The organism is Nocardia abscessus (assembly GCF_015477775.1).
Classification (GTDB): Bacteria; Actinomycetota; Actinomycetes; order Mycobacteriales; family Mycobacteriaceae; genus Nocardia; species Nocardia abscessus_A.
Map to the genome: position 1 here is coordinate 350,419 of NZ_JADLQO010000003.1, position 18,881 is coordinate 369,299.

The 18,881-nt window shown below is 69.4% G+C and carries 10 protein-coding genes; 5 read left to right on the plus strand and 5 right to left on the minus strand.

The annotated features are described in order from the left end of the window. Positions 1–139 precede the first annotated feature (139 nt). Entirely contained in the window at positions 140–1,108 is a 969-nt protein-coding gene (locus IU450_RS12305) for a TIGR03557 family F420-dependent LLM class oxidoreductase (RefSeq protein WP_195149897.1), read from the plus strand. 97 nt (positions 1,109–1,205) lie between these two features. Here IU450_RS12305 and IU450_RS12310 read toward each other — a convergent pair whose 3' ends face one another. Beyond that, the gene (locus tag IU450_RS12310; RefSeq protein WP_195149898.1) at positions 1,206–1,664 is read right to left on the minus strand and encodes a MarR family winged helix-turn-helix transcriptional regulator; all 459 of its coding nucleotides are present in this window, start codon (positions 1,662–1,664) and stop codon (positions 1,206–1,208) included. A 101-nt stretch (positions 1,665–1,765) separates the two neighbouring features. On the opposite strand from IU450_RS12310, the gene IU450_RS12315 reads away from it, so the two are divergent. Next, positions 1,766–2,428: a nitroreductase family protein gene (locus IU450_RS12315; RefSeq protein WP_228834443.1), complete on the plus strand. Its 663-nt coding sequence runs from the start codon at positions 1,766–1,768 to the stop codon at positions 2,426–2,428. A gap of 15 nt (positions 2,429–2,443) precedes the next feature. Here IU450_RS12315 and IU450_RS12320 read toward each other — a convergent pair whose 3' ends face one another. From IU450_RS12320 to IU450_RS12330, 3 genes are all read right to left on the minus strand, one after another. Continuing rightward, positions 2,444–3,055, minus strand: coding sequence for a TetR/AcrR family transcriptional regulator (locus IU450_RS12320; RefSeq protein ID WP_195149899.1), 612 nt, complete (start codon positions 3,053–3,055; stop codon positions 2,444–2,446). Beyond that, positions 3,052–4,683, minus strand: coding sequence for an FAD-binding oxidoreductase (locus IU450_RS12325; protein WP_195149900.1), 1,632 nt, complete (start codon positions 4,681–4,683; stop codon positions 3,052–3,054). Before IU450_RS12325 ends, IU450_RS12320 begins: the two co-directional genes overlap by 4 nt. A 112-nt stretch (positions 4,684–4,795) precedes the next feature. After that, complete coding sequence (locus IU450_RS12330; protein ID WP_195149901.1) at positions 4,796–5,878, minus strand: cupin domain-containing protein; 1,083 nt, start codon at positions 5,876–5,878, stop codon at positions 4,796–4,798. Between the two features lie 305 nt (positions 5,879–6,183). Between IU450_RS12330 and IU450_RS12335 the strand changes: the two genes are divergently transcribed. Continuing rightward, positions 6,184–15,312 carry a non-ribosomal peptide synthetase gene (locus IU450_RS12335; protein WP_195149902.1) on the plus strand — a complete coding sequence of 3,043 codons (9,129 nt, stop codon included), beginning with the start codon at positions 6,184–6,186 and terminating at the stop codon, positions 15,310–15,312. Here IU450_RS12335 and IU450_RS12340 read toward each other — a convergent pair. Further along, complete coding sequence (locus tag IU450_RS12340) at positions 15,302–16,438, minus strand: NAD(P)/FAD-dependent oxidoreductase (RefSeq protein WP_195149903.1); 1,137 nt, start codon at positions 16,436–16,438, stop codon at positions 15,302–15,304. The genes IU450_RS12335 and IU450_RS12340 overlap by 11 nt on opposite strands. Before the next feature lie 328 nt (positions 16,439–16,766). Here IU450_RS12340 and IU450_RS12345 point away from each other — a divergent pair, with 328 nt between their 5' ends. Together IU450_RS12345 and IU450_RS12350 are read left to right on the plus strand one after the other, a co-directional pair. Continuing rightward, on the plus strand, positions 16,767–18,152 hold the full coding sequence (locus IU450_RS12345) for a wax ester/triacylglycerol synthase family O-acyltransferase (protein WP_195149904.1): 1,386 nt from the start codon (positions 16,767–16,769) through the stop codon (positions 18,150–18,152). 153 nt (positions 18,153–18,305) lie between these two features. Beyond that, positions 18,306–18,758 carry a pyridoxamine 5'-phosphate oxidase family protein gene (locus IU450_RS12350; RefSeq protein WP_195150043.1) on the plus strand — a complete coding sequence of 151 codons (453 nt, stop codon included), beginning with the start codon at positions 18,306–18,308 and terminating at the stop codon, positions 18,756–18,758. Positions 18,759–18,881: the final 123 nt, after the last annotated feature.

Here is an 18,881-nt window from a genome sequence, read left to right on the forward strand (position 1 = left end):
GCTGACGTGGCAACCGCTGCTCGGGGCGGCCTCGCGCCGGCACGGACGCGCGCCGAAGTTTTCGCTGCCGGATGGCGGGTACGCGCGCCGAGAGCCGGTTTCACGAGGTGACCGGCCGCTGTCGAACCAGGAGGTGGCGATGAGTATCGGGTACAAACTGGCGGCCGAGGCATTCGGCCCGAACGAGCTTGTCCGTCAAGCGATTCGGGCCGAAGAAGCCGGATTCGACTTCGTCGAGATCAGCGATCACTTCCATCCCTGGCTGGACAACCAGGGGCATTCGCCGTTCGCCTGGACCGTGCTCGGAGCCATCGCGGCGAAGACCGAGCGGATCGAGCTCGCCACCGGAGTGACGTGCCCTATCCTGCGGTACCACCCCGCGATCATCGCGCAGGCGGCGGCGACTCTCGCGATCCTGTCCGGCAACCGCTTCACCCTCGGTGTCGGTTCGGGCGAGCGGCTCAACGAGCATGTCGTCGGCCGGGAGTTCCCGCCCGTGCGCATCCGGCAGCGGATGTTGCGCGAAGCGCTCGAGATCATTCGCTTGCTCTGGAGCGGCGGCTACCACTCCTACGACGGCGAGTTCCTGACCGTGTCCGAAGCTCGGGTTTTCGATCTGCCCGACAAGCTTCCGCCGATCGCGGTCGCCGGGGGCGGGCCGGAGGCGGCCCGGATCGCCGCCGAACTCGGTGACGGCCTGTTCGCCACCGAACCGAAGGCCGAGCTCATCGATAGCTATCGCGCGGCGGGCGGTACGGGCCCGCGTTACGCGGAGGTCGGCATGGCGTGGGCTCCCGACGAGGAGACGGCCGCGAAGGCGGTGCTCGACACGACGCGCTGGGCGGTCACGGGGTGGAAGGTGATGAGCGAGTTGCCGAACCCGGTCAACTTCGCCGCGGCGACCACCACCGTCCGCCTGGAAGACATTCTCGACAACTTCGCCTGCGGTCCGGACCCGGCCCGCTACCTCGACGCCGCGAAGCAGTACTCCGACGCGGGCTTCGACCATCTCGTGATGCAGAACGCGGGCCCCGACCCGGATGGCTTCCTGGACTTCTACCGCAGGGAACTCGACAAGCCCCTCCGCGCCCTGACACCGAGCGCCTGAGCGCGGAAGGGGTCGAACGGGCGTGGAGACACCGCGTCGGCGGGAGGCTGCGGGTCGCGAGCCGCGATTCGGGCAGGAGGCCGGTGCCTGGGCCTGCTCAACCGCCGATGAGGAGCTTGCGGAGCAGCTCGGTGAGCTGCGCCCGCTCGTCTGCATCGAGGGCGGCGAAGGTCCGGTCCAGAAACTCGGGAATCGTCTTCTCGGCGTCGGTGACGGCCTGCCTTCCTGGCCCGGTGATCGTCACCGCATAGGCGCGCCGATCGGCGGGATCGCGTTCGCGCCGAACGTAACCCGACGCCTCCAGATCGTCGGCGATGCCGACCATCACGCTGCGGTCGATGCGTAGTTCCTCGCTGAGCACCCGCTGCGAGCACGGGCCGGCGTCGGCCAGCATCTTCAGCACCAGGTGCTGGCCGACGCCCAGACCCTGTTCCTGTGCGTGTACTTCGGCCGCGCGGGCGACGAGGGACGAGACCCGGCACAGGGCGATATCCGGACGCTCCGTGGCGAGTCTCGGAAGGTAGTCCGCCTTCGCGTGCTGGATCCTGCTCGGCATTCGCCCAGCATAGCGGCTCGTCTGCGGTCAGATCGTTTGACGACAGATGATTGCTGTCCGTACTGTCACAGATTATCTGTCCACAGACTATCTTCAGAGAGATGGAAGGCGCCCCGATGTCGCTCAACCTGTCCGCGGATGAAGTCCTGTCCACCACGCGGGCCGTGCGCAAACGGCTCGATTTCGGCAAGCCCGTGCCGCGCGGGCTGATCGAAGAATGCGTCGACCTGGCCACCCAGGCGCCGACCGGACGAAACCGGCAACGGTGGCACTTTCTGGTCGTCACCGACGACGCGCGGCGCGAGGTCGTCGCCGATATCTTCCGCCGCGCCGTTCACGCCGCGGGCGCGCAGCCGCTCACATCGTCGGACGTGCGTCGCATGTCTGCTCATCCCTCCTCCATGCGCCGGATAGGGGAGGGGTTCGAGTATCTCTACGACAACATCCACCGAGTGCCCGCGTTCGTGATTCCCGCCGTCGAAGGCCGCACCGACCGCGCGGGCGTTCTCGAGCAGTCCATGACCTGGGGGTCGATCCTGCCCGCGGTGTGGAGTTTCATGCTCGCCGCCCGCGCTCGCGGGCTCGGCACGGTCTGGACGACCGCGCACGCGCCGCTGGAACGGGAACTCGCCGCCGCGCTCGGCGTGCCCTACGAAAAGGTCATGCTGGCGGCGTTCATCCCGCTTGCGTTCACCATCGGCACCGACTTCCGGCCCGCGAAACGCGTCGACCGCGAGCAGGTCCTGCACTGGGACAAGTGGTGACCACCGCGCGGACGGTCAGGCTGGTGGGGTGGACGTGCCGCGGATCGTGGTGAGCAGGCGCAGGCAGCGTTCGGTCATGGCGTCGGGTGTGTGGTCGGGATGGTCGCTCCACCAGGAGATGGTGGTGGACACGATGCTGAACCACAGCGCGAGCAGCAGCGAGTGATCGTCGGTGTCGGCGTTGCCTGCATCGGCCAGGGCCTGCGACACCCCTGCCGAGCCCATGCCGTTCAAGGCGTCCTGGTATTCCCGGGCCACCGAGTGGGCCGCGCTGCGCCGGGGGAGCGTGGCGTCGTAGATGATCTTCCAGTTCTGTGTGCGCCCGTCCAGTGCGTGAAAGATGCCGGTCAGCGTCGCGAGCGCCCGGTCGTGCGCACCGTGGGCGAACTGAGCGGCCGCGACCGCGTCGACCAGGCTCTTTCCGGCGCGGTGCACGCAGGCCGCGTGCAGTCCGTCGCGGGAGCCGAAGTAGGCGTACACGAGTGGCTTGGAGACTCCCGCGGCCGAGGCGATCTCGGTGACGGAAGCCTCGGCGTAGCCGCGTTCGCCGAACTCGGTGGTCGCGACGTCGAGCAGTTGCTCCTCACGCTGCTGTCGCGGCACGCCCTTGGTGCCCGGCCTGCTCACGGAGCCTCCCGGGTGGGCGGGTGCGGGGCCGGGTCGATCAGCACGCCGGGATTGAGGATTCCCGCAGGATCGAGTGCCGATTTGGCCGCCCGCAGCGCCGCGGCGAACGGTTCCGGGCGCTGGCGGTCGTACCAGGGGCGGTGGTCTCGGCCGACGGCATGATGGTGCGTGATGGTCGCGCCGCTGCCGTGGAGCGCTTCCGATACGGCGGTCTTGATCTCGTCCCACTGCTCGACGGTCCGTCCCCAGCGGCCTGCGGCGTAGATGCCGAAATACGGTGCGGGTCCGTCGGGGTAGACGTGAGTGAAGCGGCAGGTGAGCACACCGGTCACACCGGCGGATCGGAACGCGTCCGTGGTCGCTTCCTGCACCGCCGCGCGCAGGGCCTCGAAACGATCCCAGGTGCACGCGGTCTCGAAGGTCTCCACGATCATGGACTGGGCCGCGAGCGCGTCGCGCTGGTACGGCATACGGAGGAACGCCGAGCGCCACGTGTCGGCGGCGCCCGTGCGCGCCGAGTCTTCGGCCGAGTCGGTGGCGCGAACGCCGTCCGGGATCGTGCCGCCGTGCTCGCGGCAGATCTGCACCGCCCGGCGCATCGGCTCGTCGACGGGGTGGTCGGCGGACTCGAATCCGAGCACCAGCACCCCGCCGCCTGCGTTGGCGCCCGCGTTGATGAACGCCTCCACCGGATCCAGCAGCCTGCAGTTGGCCGGATACAGCGCGGACTGGGCGATGGCGCGCGTCGCGGCCACGGCCGCGCCGTAGTCGTCGAACACCACCGAAGCTCCGGACCGCCAGCGCGGCCGATCCTGCAAGCGCATCCACGCCTCGGTGATGACGCCGAGGATGCCCTCCGACCCGAGGAACATCCGGTCCGGCGATGGCCCCGCCCCCGACGCGGGCAGCCTGCGGGATTCGCTGATCCCGGCCGGTGTCACCACCCGCATTGATTCGACCATGTCATCGATGTGGGTGTAGACGGTCGCGTAGTGGCCGCCCGCCCGGGTGGCCAGCCACCCGCCGAGCGTCGAGAACTCGAACGACTGCGGAAAGTGCCGCAGCGTCAGGTCGCCCGGCCGCAGTGCCGCTTCCAGAGCCGGGCCGAGGATGCCCGCTTGGATCCGCGCCGCCCGGCTGGTGCGGTCGAGTTCGAGCAGCTCGCCCAGACGGCTCGTGTCCAGTGCCACGGACCCGGCGTAGGCGTCGGCGCATCGGGGTTCGACACCACCCACCACCGACGTTCCGCCGCCGAACGGCACCACGGCGACGCCCGCACTCGCGCACCAGTCCAGGATGTCGACCACGTCCTGCTCGGTACGCGGCCGCACTACTTGATCGGGTACATGGTCCACCCGGCCGAGCAGGTTGCGTACCACGTCACGAAACGCCTGACCGTGGCCGTGCGCGACGCGATCGACGAGGTCTTCCGAGGCCAGGCGATCCAGGGCGGCCGGCACCCGGACGCGCGGCGCGGGCACATTCAACGACTTCGGATCCGGCGCTTCGTGCACCGTCAACTCGGCTGCTGGGAGCAGGGCCGCTACGCGCTCGGTCAGCGCCTTCCGCTCGGGGCCGGTCACCGCGTCCTCCCGATTGCCCCATCCCCACCACGACCTCGTCGCCATCACCCGGCTCCATTCGACGAACTGAATTGACCCGAGGGTAAATTACCTGGGGGTCAATTGCCAGCGGCACTGGATGGCCCCGCGTGCAGGTGGTGCGGCGAGGCGGCGGCGCTTACGGCGCGAGTGCGTTGTTCCGGGTGACGATCAACGGGTCCGTGGTGGTGAAGGGCAGGTCGGGAAGTGCGTCGAGGGCGACGCCGAATGTCGCCGCGAGCACTTTCCGGGAGTAGGCGCTCATCGAGGCGCGATAGCCGATGTCCGCGGGTGTGGGTTGGTCGAAGAAGATCAGCAGGTGGATCTCCGGCGAATCGACGACTTCGATGTGGTGCGGATAGGCGCGGGGCACGAAGTACACCTCGCCCTCGTGCACGGTGTAGGTGTCCAACGTGCCGTCCGGATCCATGATCGTCATCCGCGCCGAGCCTCGGTGGACGTAGCCCATTTCGGCGGTCACCGGGTGCCAATGCGGTTCGCGCATACCGTCTTCCCGGACACGCAGGGAGTACATCGAGATGTCATGCAGCGCGGGCCAGAACTGGGCGCGCGCGGTGCGCGCGGAACCGACCGGTGAGTCCACCGGCGCGGGCATCGCCTCGAGCGCGAAGTGGTGCGGGTCGCCGAAGTGTGCGGTGGGCGGGATGTCGGGATCGCCGTCGCGTTTCACGACGAGCTTGGCGGTGGTGTCGCGCCGGATCTTCGCGAAGTCCTCGGCGGGCAGGTCGTAGGTGTTGCCGAGGACCGAATCGGTCATCGCGCCCAGAGCGGCGCTGAATCCGAAGTCCTCGGGGCGTTCGTGGCGGAAAGCCAGGATGAACTCCGCTTCGCTGTCGCCGACGTTCTCCACGTGGTGCAGCGCTCCGGAATCGATGTGGAACATCTCGCCCGCGCGCACCAGGAACGAGGAGAATCGGCTGCCGTCGTCCAGGACCGAGACCAGTGCCAGTCCGGCGGTGCAGTAGGTGAGTTCGGTCGCGTTGGCATGCCAGTGCGGCTCGCGGACAGCGCCCGGTGCGAGCGTCAGGCGCTTGATCGAGAGCCCGCTGAGGATCGGGAAACTGTCGGCGGTGAGCCTGGTGAGTGAGCCGAGTTCGCTGCGGTGGATCTCTTCGCCCTTCCGCAGAGAGGCGACATGAATCGACGGACTTCGCACGGTTCCTCCTCGCTCACGGTCAAAGGATCGTTCCGGTTCGATCATGCCGGTATCGGGGCGCGACCCCGGTAGGAAACCCGCAGTCGGCAGGTGCAGGCGAGCCCGCAGGCAGTGATATTGGTCACATTTATTCCGTACAGGAATGAATGTTCTTCACATCACACCATGTCATAGCCCAAAGTATGCCGGGGTACCCCTATGAACTTTCCCAACCTCCGCGCGCCGATCCGTTCGGCGTTCGCTAAGGTCCGATCTGCACGCTCGGGTCATGGTTCACGCATTTGAGGCATTGCTTCTGGCTCCATAGCCAGGGCGGCCGATGATCGACCAGAGAGTGAACTCGCCACCGCATGACCCCGACACGCCGTTCCGCACGTCGCGCCCATCATTCACGAGCACGCAATCTCCTGTTTCCGCAATTGCTGGCCGCAGCGGTCGACACGGCCTTCGACTCGGCCGCCCTCCGGTACAATCCGACGGGCGATCCTGCTGATCAGCGTGAACTCAGCTATCGAGAGCTGGACGAGACGTCCTCGCGATGGGCCCGCTATCTGATCGGTTCGGGTGTGGGGCCGGGAGACTGCGTCGCGGTGGCCATCACCCGCTCGGTGGAGTCGGTGCTTGCGGTCTGGGCGGTCGCGAAGACCGGCGCCGCCTACGTGCCCGTCGATCCCGCCTACCCCGCCGACCGCATTACGCACGTGATCGCGGACTCCGGCGCCGTCCTCGGCCTCACCGTCTCGGCGCATCGGGAGGCACTGGCCACCACCGGGACCGAGTGGATCGAACTCGACGCCCCGGCGCACCGGGAGCGGGTCGCCGCCGAGCCGGGCCATTCGATCTGCTACCTCGATCGGCTGCGTCCGCTGACCGAACAGCACCTCGCCTACGTGATCTACACCTCCGGCTCGACGGGCAAGCCCAAGGGCGTCGCCGTCACCCATGCCGGCCTCGCGAGCCTGGTCGAACACGAGATCGCCGCCCGCGCGGTCACCGGGGAGTCGCGGGTCACGCATCTGTGCACACCGAGCTTCGACTTCTCGGTGATCGAGATGCTGCTGGCCTTCTCGGCGGGCGCGACATTGGTCGTCGCGCCGCCCACGGTGTTCGGCGGCGTCGAGCTGGCGGATCTGCTGCGGCGTGAGCGGGTCACGCATCTGTGCATCACCCCGGGCGCGCTGGAGTCGATCGATCCGGCCGGTCTCGATGACCTACGGGCCGTTTTGTGCGGCGGGGAGCGCGTCGGTCCCGAACTGGTGGCCAGATGGGCGACCGGTGACCGGTCCTTCTACATCGTGTACGGCCCCACCGAGACCACCATCTTCGCCACCGGCACCGAGGCGCTTCGCGCGGGCGATCCGACCCATATCGGCACGCCGGTACCCGCGCTGGGCGTCCACGTGCTCGACGCGCGGCTGCGGATGGTGCCCACGGGTGTGATCGGCGAGCTGTACCTCTCCGGACCGGCGCTGGCTCAGGGATACCTCGGTCGGCCCGAGCTGACCGCCGACCGGTTCGTCGCCAATCCGTTCGCAGCGGTTCCCGGCGCCCGCATGTATCGCACCGGCGATCTGGTCCGGCGCACCGCGGCCGGACTGCTGGAATACCACGGCCGGGTGGACTTCCAGGTCAAGATCCGAGGGCTGCGGATCGAACTCGATGAGATCGATAACGCGCTGACCGCTCATCCCGACGTCGACTATGCCGCGACGCTGGGCACGACGTTGCCGTCCGGCGGCCGAGCGCTGGTGTCCTACGTACTGCCGCGCGTGGCGCCCACCGAGGCCGGAAACTGCGGCCGGGTGGCGCTGGACACCGGCGAACTCGCCGATTTGCTCGCGAAAACCCTTCCGGCATACATGATTCCGACGTCGATCACGGTGCTCGACGAACTGCCGCTGACGCCGGTCGGCAAACTGGACCGAGCCGCCCTACCGGCGCCGGTGCTCGCCAGCCGCCGGTTCCGGGCGCCCGCGACGCCGACCGAGTGCGTGGTCGCCGACATCTTCGCCGCGCTGCTCGTACCGGACGGCGGCGCGGGCCGAGTGGGCGCGAACGACGACTTCTTCGAACTCGGCGGCAATTCGCTGATCGCCACGCAAGCCGCGGCTCGGCTCGGTGCCGCGCTCGATGTCCGGGTACCGGTCGCGTTGCTGTTCGAGTCCTCGGTGGTGGCGAAATTGGCCGCGCGCCTGGACGAACTGACCCGAGTTTCCCACCCCGCGCCGCGACCGGTGGCGCGACCGGAGCGGGTGCCGCTGTCGTTCGCACAGCGGCGGATGTGGTTCCTGAATCGGTTCGACCCGGCCGCGGCGAGCAACAACATTCCGCTGGCCGTGCGGCTGAGCGGGCGGCTGGACGTGCAGGCGCTGCGCGCCGCTGTCCGAGACCTCGTCGAGCGGCACGAAGTGCTGCGTACCAGCTATCCCGAGTGCGACGGCACGGGCAGCCAGCGAGTGCACGCCATGTCGGATCCGGCCGCGGTACCCGAGCTGCCGGTGCTCGACGTCACCGAAACCGAGATTCCCGAGCGCACGGTGGCCGCCGTGGTCGAGGGTTTCGACGTCACGGCGGCGCCGCCGATCCGGTTGCGGCTGCTGCGCTCGAACGAGACCGAGCACGTACTCGTGGCCGTGGTCCACCACATCGCCGCGGACGGCTCCTCGATGGGCCCGTTGACCGCCGACCTGATGACCGCCTACTCGGCCAGGGCCGCCGGATGCGCCCCGAGCTGGAAACCGCTGCCCGTGCAGTACGCGGATTACACCCTGTGGCAGCGCGAGATGCTCGGCGAGGAAGGCGATTCGACCTCCACCCTCGCCCGCCAGATCGGATTCTGGCGAGAACGACTTGCGAACCTGCCGCAACGACTGGATCTACCCGCCGACCGGCCCCGGCCCGCGGTGTTCTCCGGCCGCGGAGCCACCCATGAATTCAAGATCGACGCGCCGGTGCACGCGGCGCTGAACCGGCTGGCCCAGCTCCACGACGCGACGCTGTTCATGGTCGCGCACGCCGCGTACTCCGTCCTGCTCGCCAGGCTGTCGAACACCCGCGACATCACCGTCGGCACACCGGTGGCCGGACGCGGCGAAGCCGCGGTGGACGGCTTGATCGGCATGTTCGTCAACACACTCGCGCTGCGCAGCGAGATCGACCCCGGGCATACCTTCGCCGAGCTGCTCGATCAGGTGCGCAGCCGCGACATCGAGGCGTTCGGCCATGCCGACCTGCCGTTCGAACGCCTGGTGGAGTTACTGGACCCGGTGCGCTCCAGCGCGCATCACCCACTGTTCCAGACGATGCTGACTTTCCAGAACTTCGCGCCGACGACGCTGGAACTGCCCGCGCTGCTCGTCTCCGCGCTCGACTTCGCGCTGCCCCTGGCGAAATTCGATCTCGAGCTGACCATGGTGCCGCACGAGGACCAGCGGACGCCGCTGGGCATCTCGGCGGCGTTCACCTATTCCACCGACCTGTTCGACGAGGCGACGGTCGCCGGCTTCGCCCGGCGGTTGTGCGCGATCCTCGCGGCCGCAGTCGATTCGGTGGATCGCCCGGTGGGCGAGATCGACCTGCTCGACGCCGCGGAACGCACCGCGATCCTGACGCACTGGAACGACACCGGTCACCCGGTTCCCGCCGGTCCGGTGCTCGACGGCTACCGGCGGGCGGTGGCGCGGCATCCGGACGACATCGCGGTCGCCTTCGCCGACCGGCAGCTGACCTACCGCGAGTTCGACGAGCGGGTCAACCGGCTCGCCCGGCTGCTCATCGACCGTGGCGTGGGCGCGGAATCGCTGGTGGGACTGGCGGTTCGGCGTTCACTGGATCTGGTGGTCGGCATGTACGCGGTCCTCGCCGCCGGTGGCGCGTACGTGCCGCTGGACCCGGATCATCCCGCCGAGCGGATCGCGCACGTTCTCGACCTCGCCCGTCCGGTCTGCGTGCTGACCAGGACCGCCGACGCGGTGCCGATGCCCGGCCATGTCGCCGTCCTGCATCTGGACACGCTCGGAACCGATCGGTATTCGGGCGCACCGATTCGCTCCGGGGAACTGCTGCGGCCGGTGCTGGCGGAGCATCCGGCGTATGTGATCTTCACGTCGGGGTCGACCGGACGCCCGAAAGGTGTGGCGGTCGCCCACAAGGCGATCGACAACCAGATCGAATGGATGCTCGCCCAGTACCCCATGGGCCCAGGGGATGTGTATCTGCAGAAGACGGCGACCACCTTCGACGTCTCGCTGTGGGGCTACCTGATGCCGCTGCGGGCGGGCGCGAAGCTCGTGGTGGCGGACCACGACGGGCACCGCGACGCGGCCTACCTCGCCGCGACCATTGCCGCCCACCGGGTCACCGTCACCGACTTCGTTCCCTCGATGCTGACGGTTTTCGCCGCCCACGCGGCGGCGGAAAGCCTTGCGACGTTGCGGACGGTGCTCGTCATCGGCGAGGCGCTGCCGCCGGAGACCGTGCGCGCGCTCCGCGCGGTCACCGATGCGCAAGTGCACAACCTGTACGGACCCACCGAGGCCGCGGTGTCGGTGACCTACTGGCCCGCCGGGGCGGCGGAGGGCTCGACCGTGCCGATCGGCCGTCCGCAGTGGAACACGCAGGTCTACGTGCTGGATTCGCGCCTACGACCGGTGCCCGCGGGGGTGCCGGGCGAGCTGTACCTGGCCGGAGACCAGCTCGCCCGTGGATACGTGCGGCAGGCGGCGCAGACCGCGGGCCGCTTCGTCGCGAACCCGTTCGACCACGGAACGAGGATGTACCGCACCGGCGACCTGGCGATCTGGCGTGCGCCCTGTGCCGAACAGCCCGAGCGACTGGAATTCCTCGGGCGCACCGATTTCCAGGTGAAATTCCGCGGCCAGCGGATCGAGCTCGGTGAGATCGAGACCGCGCTGCTGGCGCAGCCGTCGGTGGGCCAAGCGGTCGCGACGGTCGCGCCCTCCCCGGCGGGGGAGCGGCTGGTGGCCTACGTGGTCCCCCGCCCAGGTCAGGTCATGGACCGCGAGGAGCTCTCGGCCGGGCTCGCGGCGGTCCTGCCCGGGTACATGATCCCGTCCGCCCTGGTCGAGCTACCGGCGCTGCCGCTGAACGCCAGCGGCAAGCTCGACCGCAAGGCGCTGCCCGAGCCGGTGGCCGAGGCCGCGAAGTACCGGGCTGCTCGCAATCCTGTCGAACGAGCCGTCGCCGGAGTGTTCGCCGATCTGCTCGGCATCGAGCGGGCCGGAATCGATGACGACTTCTTCGCTCTCGGCGGCAATTCGCTGCTCGCGACCCGAGCCGTCGCGCGGATCAACGAGGCGCTGGAGTCGAAGATCACCGTGCGCGACCTGTTCGAGGCGCCCCTGGTGTCGGCACTCGCCGCGCGGGTGGTTCGCGGCAGTGCGGACCCCGCTCGTCCGCCCCTGATCCGGTCGCGACGGCCGGATCGCATCCCGCTCTCGCTCGCACAGCAGCGGATGTGGTTGCTCAACCGCATCGAGCCGGAGTCTCCCGCTTACAACCTGCCCTTCGCCATCCGGCTGACCGGCCGCCTCGACCTGCCCGCGCTGCGCCACGCGGTCGCCGACGTGCTCGAACGGCACGAGGTGCTGCGCACCCGCTACCCGGTCGACGCCGAAGGGCAGCCATACCAGGAGATCCTGTCGACGAACACGGTCCTTCCCGACGGACTCGCGGTCGAGGATCACGGCGCCGAGGTCGCGGAGATGGTGAACGGGCTGATGTCCGCTGGCTTCGACGTGACCGCGGCCGCGCCCATCCGCTTGCGGTTGTTCGCTTCCGGCGAGGATCACCTGCTCGTCATCGTGACGCACCATATTTCGGCGGACGGGGCGTCGCTCGCGCCGCTCGCGCGCGACCTGGTGGCCGCCTACATCGCCCGCCGTGACGGCAGTGCGCCGGCCTGGAGGCCGCTGCCGGTCCAGTACGCCGACTTCGCGCTCTGGCAGCACGCCGCCATCGGTCGCGACGACGCCGACGGTTCCCTTGCCGCGCAACAACTGTCGTATTGGCACGACCAGCTGGCCGGGCTCACCGGACCGCTGGAGCTGCCTGCCGATCGCCCGCGTTCGTCGACTCCCTCGACCCGTGGCGCGGCCACCGGCTACACGATCCCGGCGCAGGTGCACCGACGTCTGACCGCGATCGCCCGCGCGCACAACGCGACGCTGTTCATGGTGGTCCACGCGGCACTCGCCACGCTGGTCGGGCGCCTGTGCGGCGCCACGGACGTCGTGATCGGCACCCCGGTCGCCGGGCGCGGCGAACGCGCGCTGGACGACCTGGTCGGGATGTTCGTCAACACGTTGGCTCTGCGTGTCGACGTCGACCCGGCCGCGACGTTCGACGAGCTGGTCGAACGATCCCGGGAAACGGCCCTGTCGGCGTTCGCCAACGCCGACGTGCCCTTCGAACGCGTGCTCGAGGAGGCCGACCCCGCACGCACCGGGCTGCGCAACCAGCTTCTGCCGGTGATGCTGTCGTTCCAGAACATCGAGCAGCCCACGCTGGAGCTGCCGGACCTGACCGTCACAGCTGCCGACAGTGGCGAGATCACGGCGAAATTCGATCTGCAAGTCGTCGTCGAGCCACGGCCCGGCGACGAGGACGGCCCGGCGGGAATGGCCGTGACGTTCACCTACGCCACCGCACTTTTCGACGAGGCGACGGTCCGGGCGTTCGGGCGACGATTCGAGCGCATCGTGGCCGCGGTGGCGGCCGACCCCTCGGTGCGGGTATGGGACATCGATATTCTCGATGCCGACGAAGGCCTTCCCGCGGTCTCGCCCGCGCGCCGGGCCTGGGCGCCGCCGTTCGATGTCGTGGCCGCGCACGGGGTGACGCTGCCGGAGCTGATCGGCGAGCAGGCTCGGCGCAGACCGGACATGGCGGCCGTCCGCTTCGGCGCCGCCACGCTGAGCTTCGAGGCGTTGCTACGGCGCGCCAATCGCATCGCCCGTGCGCTGATCGCGGCCGGAGCGGGTCCGGAAACCCTTGTGGCCGTTGCGGTCTCGCGCACCGAGGAGTTGCCTGCCGCGCTGCTCGGCGTGCTCGCTTCCGGTGCCGCCTACCTGCCCATCGATCTCACCTACCCGGCGCAGCGGCTGGCCTTTGTGCTCGCCGACGCGGCGCCGGTGTGCGTGCTGACGACCGCTGCCGAGCGGTCCGCCATCCCGGACGCCGAACTGCCCACGGTCTTGCTGGAGCAGACCTCGCAGTTCGCCGACGGCCCGATCACCGATGCCGACCGGAGGGCGCCGCTGCTTCCGGACAACCTCGCCTACGTCATCTACACCTCCGGCTCGACGGGCGTGCCGAAGGGCGTCGGCGTGACGCACCGCAACGTCATGGAGCTGTTCGCCGGTGCGCAGCCGCTGTTCGAATTCGGCGAGCGCGACGTCTGGACGCTGTTCCACTCCTTCGCCTTCGACTTCTCGGTGTGGGAACTGTGGTGCGCGCTCGGCACCGGCGGCACCGTCGTCGTGGTCGACTACGCGACATCGCGCTCACCGGAGCTGTTGCGCGAGTTGCTGATTCGAGAACAGGTGACGGTACTGAACCAGACCCCGTCGGCGTTCTGCCAACTCGTCGAAGCGGACCGCGATGCTTCGGCCGCGGCAGAGGAATTCGCGCTGCGGTACGTGATCTTCGGCGGTGAGGCGCTGGATCTGCGGCACCTGCGACGCTGGTACGAGCGTCATCCGGGGGAGGCGCCGCGATTGGTCAACATGTACGGCATCACCGAGACCACCGTGCACGTCTCCTTCCTCGAGGTCGGCCCGCATCTGATGGACAGTCCGGTCAGTCTCATCGGCCGGGCGCTACCCGGGCTGGACGCCCATGTGCTGGACTTCCGTCTGCGCCCGGCGCCGTTCGGCACTCCCGGTGAGATCTATGTCGCGGGCGGTCAGCTGTCCCGCGGCTACACGGGAAGGCCCGGCCTCACCGCGACGCGGTTCGTCGCGAATCCCTTCGGGCCGCCCGGTTCCCGGATGTACCGCTCGGGCGACATCGCGCGCTGGGGCCGGTGCGACGGCGACGCCGGGCTCGTCTACGCCGGGCGCGGCGACCAGCAGGTGCAACTGCGCGGTTTCCGGATCGAACTCGGCGAAATCGAATCGGCGCTGGTGCGGTGCACCGGCGTGAGCCAGGCCGTCGCGCTGGTCCGCACCGATCCCGCACTCGGTGACCAGCTCGTCGCCTACGTGCTACCCGAGCCGGGCGCCCGGCCGGACCCGGCTCGGGTGCGCACCCAGGTGGCCGAACACTTGACCGGCTACATGGTGCCCGCCGCGATCGTGGTGATCGATGCCATCCCGCTGACTCCCAACGGCAAGCTCGACCGGCGCGCGCTACCCGCGCCCGAATTCCGCGCGCGGGAGTTCCGCCCGCCCGCCACCCCGGTCGAGGCCACCGTCGCCGCCGCCTTCGCCACGGTGCTCGGCGCCGAGCGCTTCGGCATGGACGACAACTTCTTCGAACACGGCGGAAACTCCCTGCTCGCCGCCAAACTGACCCTCCGATTGTCGTCCGGCCTCGGGACCCGGATTCCGGTGATGCGAGTGTTCACCGCCCCCACGCCCGCGGAGCTGGTCGCCGACCTGGCCCGCCGTGCGAACGGCGCGGTCGAGACCGAAGCGGCCTTCGACATGCTCCTGCCGTTGCGTCCCGGAGGTTCGGCCGCCCCGCTGTTCTGCGTCCACCCCGTGTCGGGGATCTCCTGGTCGTACGCGGGTCTGGCCGCCTACCTCGACCCGGAAAGGCCCATCTACGGGCTGCAAACGCCCGTGCTGGCGGGCGACGAGGTGATGCCGGATTCGATCGAGCAGTGGGCTCAGGGCTACCTGGAGCTGATTCGCGAAAAGCAACCGACCGGTCCTTACCACTTGCTCGGTTGGTCGTTCGGTGGCGTCATCGCGCACGAAATAGCAGTCCAATTGCAGCGCGCCGGCGAGCAGGTCGAGTTGCTAGCGGTGATGGACAGCTACATGGCCGATCCGCCGGGGACACCCCCCGAGGACGCGGGCCAGGTACCGGTGGCCGAACTGATCGGCGGCTTGCTCGGGGAGCAAGCAGGCGACCTGGGCAATGTCGCGGAGGCGGACTGGACCGCGCTACCCGGGAAAATGGCCGAACTCCCGGAGCCGTTCGCCTCGTTCGGCGCCGACCGCGTCAGCCGGATCCTCGACGCGGCCGTGCACTCGGTGGCGCTGCGCGGCGCTTACGACCCGCCCGTGTACCGCGGCGACGTCATCTATTTCACCGCCGCACTCGATGATCCGACCGGGTGCGTCGGCGCATCCATCTGGAGCCGGGTCGTCGACGGCCGGGTACACAACCACGCCGTGTCGACGACGCATTGGCGCATGACCGTCGCCTCCGGGCTGGCCCAGATCGCCGACGTGCTGACGCGGGCATGGCGTTCGGGCGAGCCGGGCGGAGACTGCCCGGTCAGCCGGTGAACCAGCGGCGCAGCCGGGCTTCGGCGGCGGCGGCCTTCTCCCGGGCCAGCTCCGGCGACGGCGGAGTGAACGGCGCGACCGGCGCGGGACCGGAGAGGAAATCGGCCTCGACCTTGCCGACCAGCCCGTCTCCGAACTCGATATGGCATGCGCCCCGGCCGCGGTACCGCTGCGGCGCCGCCGATCCGCGCAGCTCGGCTTCGATGGCCGCGGCGGCTGTGCGGGCGGCGTCCTCGGCGAACACGCCCGCCCGCGGGACCGGGGCGTCGGCGCAGTCGCCGATGGCGTAGACGCCCGGATACGGCGTGCCGAGTGTGTGCCGATCGACGGCGACCCAGCCGTCGGTCCCGCCTTCGGTCAGGCCCGATGCCTCGACGACTGCGGGCACCCGGTGCCTCGGCACCCCGATGAACAGGTCGTAGGGCAGATCGCCGGTCCCGGTGCTCGCCACGTGGCGGCTCGGGTCGAGTGCGTGCACGAGGCGTCCGGGCGCGTAGGCGATTCCGCGGCGGGTCAGCGCTTCGACGATGGCCCCGGAGGTCTCCGGGGAGACCGGAATCGGCGAGGCCATCGGGGTGACGACCTGAATGCGGGTGCGGTCACCGATCCCGCGCCGGGTGAACATCTCGTGCAGCAGCATCGCACCTTCGTAGGGGGCGGGCGGGCACTTGAAGGGAACGCCCAGGACGGCGAGGATCACGTCACCGCCGTCGAAGCCGGCGAGGCGGTCACGCAATCGACGGGCGCCGTCGATCGAGTAGTACTCGTAGCCGTCTTCGATGAAACCGGGGGTCGCGCCCGGGTCGTAGTCGGCGCCGAGCGCGACGACGAGAATGTCCGGTTCGTAATCGGAGCGGTCGGTGCGGACGCGGCGGGTCCGCGGGTCGATCTCGGTGACCTCCTCCTGCCGGAATTCGACGCGCGGATGCGCCAGGCGAGCGTACGGCACGCGCACAGCCTCCGGAGGTACATCTCGGCACAGGATGTCCAGTTTGGCGAAGCCGAAAGTGAAGGAGTCGTTGCGGTCGATGACGACGATACGGAGTTCGTCGACCGGCGAACCCGACAGGCGGGTGGCCAGCTCCAGTCCTCCGAACCCCGCACCGAGAATGAGTACGGTTCGCATACGTAGATTCTTCCCCCGCAGGTGGCGGACGTGCAGGAGAACGAGTGATGTGCTCCGGTGCGGCAGTCACAGGGTCCTTGCGCACGTCCCGTGGCCGGAGTGCCCTGCATTCGGTGACCTTCGGCCATCATCTCCGCCGGGCGATCGCGCGATGCTGGAGGGACGAACCGAGTAGATCCTGTTTCCGCACGCTCCGTACCGCTCGCCGCCGAGGCGCCGGATCCGGCGGGTCGGTGCCCGAACAGGTGATCGGGGTGTCGCGATGTGCGTCGCCGGGCCGTGCGCTGGGCGGGCGTCGGGCATCGACCACCCGGAATGAGCATGCCCCATGACAGAACTACGGCCCCTCGATTCGGGCTTCATGGAACTAGAGGACGCGGATCGGCACATCAGTCTCGGAATCGGTGCGGTGGCGATCCTCTCCGGCTCTCCGCCGAGCAGGGACGAGTTCACCGGCATACTGGCCAGGGGTGTGCAGCGGAACGCGCGCCTGCGCCAGAAGGTGCGGCGAGCGCCGCTCGATCTGGTTGCTCCGGTGTGGGAACCCGACCCGAATTTCGATCTCGCACACCACATCCGGTGGACCGCGCTGCCCACGCCGGGCGACGAGCCCGCGCTGTGCGAACTGGTGGCGACAGAACTGGAGGAGCGGCTGGATCGCGACCATCCGCTGTGGCAGTGCGTCGTCGTCGAACATCTCGCAGGGGACCGCTGGGCGCTGCTCGTCAAAGCGCATCACAGCCTGGTGGACGGCGTGTCCGGGATCTCGGTGTTCCGGAATCTCTGCGATACGGTGCGGGAGGAGCCGGAGAAGGCCGCGCCGGAGCCGCAGAGCCGTGTCGAGCCGCAGAGCAGTGTCGAGCCGCAATGGCTCGACGTGGTTCGAGAGGTGACACGGCTCCCCTTCACCGTGCCCCGCTCCGTGCTCGGGATAGCGCGCGGTTTGGCGCCACTCGCGTCGGCTGCCATGTCGCCCGCCACCGAGTGCTCGCTCAACGGCCCCATCGGACGACAGCGCCGGTACGTCGTGGCCCGGGCCGCCCTGTCGGACGTCCACGAGATCGGCGCCGTGTTCGGCGTCACCGTCAACGACGTCGTCCTGGCCGCGGTCGCCGCCGCCTACCGCGACCTGCTGATCGGCCGGAACGAACGGCCCGCCCCGGACACGCTGCGCATCCTCGTCCCGGTCTCGATGCGGTCGGACGAGGCGAAACATCTGCTGGACAACCGCGTTTCGGCAATGCTGCCGTTCCTGCCGATCGATGTCCGCGACCCGGTCGAGCGGCTGGACACGATTCGACAGCGGATGGCGCGACACAAGTCCGGAGGCGAGGCGCAAGCGGAGAATTCGGTGCTCGGGCTGGCGGGCCGGATGCCGTTCGCGCCCATGGCGTGGAGTCTCCGTCTGCTGGCCCGGTTTCCGCAGCGAACGGTCGGCGCGCTGGTGACGAACGTGCCCGGCCCGCGTGACCGGCTGTCCGTCCGGGGGCGCGAGGTGTTGGAACTGCTACCTGCCACGCCGATCGCGATGCGGTTGCGCACCGCGGTCGCGATTCTCAGCTATGCGGGCCACCTGACTTTCGGCATCACCGGAGACTACGACACCGCGCCCGACATCGCGGTGCTCGCCGAAGGCATCGAGCGGGAGATCCGGCGGCTGCGCGAACACGCCGCGATCCGGAGACCGGCGCGGCCGGAGGTGAGCGGATCGTGACAGGCGTCCGTGACGAAGGACGGATCGAGGACTTTTTGCCCTGTCCGACAGCGCGACTCGGTGATGGTATGGGAGGCCGCAGTGTCGAGTGAAGACCGGAAAGCGAGGACATTGCCAGGTGGTTTCGCGCGCAATGTGCCCCGGCACGAGATCATGATCGCATCGAACGGCCGCATCGCCGACACCGGCGTCCCGAGCCGCACGCTCGTCGAAATCGGCCGCGAGGAGGCGTTGCGGCTGCTGGCGAGTGTGGCCTACGGGCGGGTGGTGTTCACCCGCGATGCGCTGCCCGCGATCCGCCCGGTCAATCATTTCGTCGATGGTGGGGCGGTCGTGGTGCGCACCCGGGTCACCTCGCGGCTCACCGACACCATCCGGGCCGATCCCTGCGTCGTCGTGGCCTACGAGGCCGACGACATCGACCCCGTCAGCCATGTCGGCTGGTCGGTTGTCGTGACCGGCCTCGCCCGCACCGTCACCGACCCCGAACGGGTCGCCCGCTACGCAGAGTTGTTGCGACCGTGGGCCGACGGCGTCATGGACACCGTCGTCGCCATCGAGCCAACGATCGTCACCGGCTTCCGGCTCGTCGAGCAACCACGTTAGGCCACAGCGGCGGCCGGGCCGGTCGTACTCCGCTCAGCTGTACGGGCAGGCGTCAACGGGCCTTCACCGCAAGCGGTTACCGCCCGTGGCGTACTCCGGTGCGGTCTCGCCGTGGCGAGGGGA

Excerpts from the sequence above, each read along its gene's own strand:
- IU450_RS12305 (WP_195149897.1), top strand. The coding sequence starts at position 140 with ATGAGTATCGGGTACAAACTGGCGGCCGAGGCATTCGGCCCGAACGAG.
- IU450_RS12310 (WP_195149898.1), bottom strand. The coding sequence starts at position 1,664 with ATGCCGAGCAGGATCCAGCACGCGAAGGCGGACTACCTTCCGAGACTC.
- IU450_RS12315 (WP_228834443.1), top strand. The coding sequence starts at position 1,766 with ATGGAAGGCGCCCCGATGTCGCTCAACCTGTCCGCGGATGAAGTCCTG.
- IU450_RS12325 (WP_195149900.1), bottom strand. The coding sequence starts at position 4,683 with ATGGCGACGAGGTCGTGGTGGGGATGGGGCAATCGGGAGGACGCGGTG.
- IU450_RS12330 (WP_195149901.1), bottom strand. The coding sequence starts at position 5,878 with ATGATCGAACCGGAACGATCCTTTGACCGTGAGCGAGGAGGAACCGTG.
- IU450_RS12335 (WP_195149902.1), top strand. The coding sequence starts at position 6,184 with ATGACCCCGACACGCCGTTCCGCACGTCGCGCCCATCATTCACGAGCA.
- IU450_RS12340 (WP_195149903.1), bottom strand. The coding sequence starts at position 16,438 with ATGCGAACCGTACTCATTCTCGGTGCGGGGTTCGGAGGACTGGAGCTG.
- IU450_RS12345 (WP_195149904.1), top strand. The coding sequence starts at position 16,767 with ATGACAGAACTACGGCCCCTCGATTCGGGCTTCATGGAACTAGAGGAC.
- IU450_RS12350 (WP_195150043.1), top strand. The coding sequence starts at position 18,306 with ATGATCGCATCGAACGGCCGCATCGCCGACACCGGCGTCCCGAGCCGC.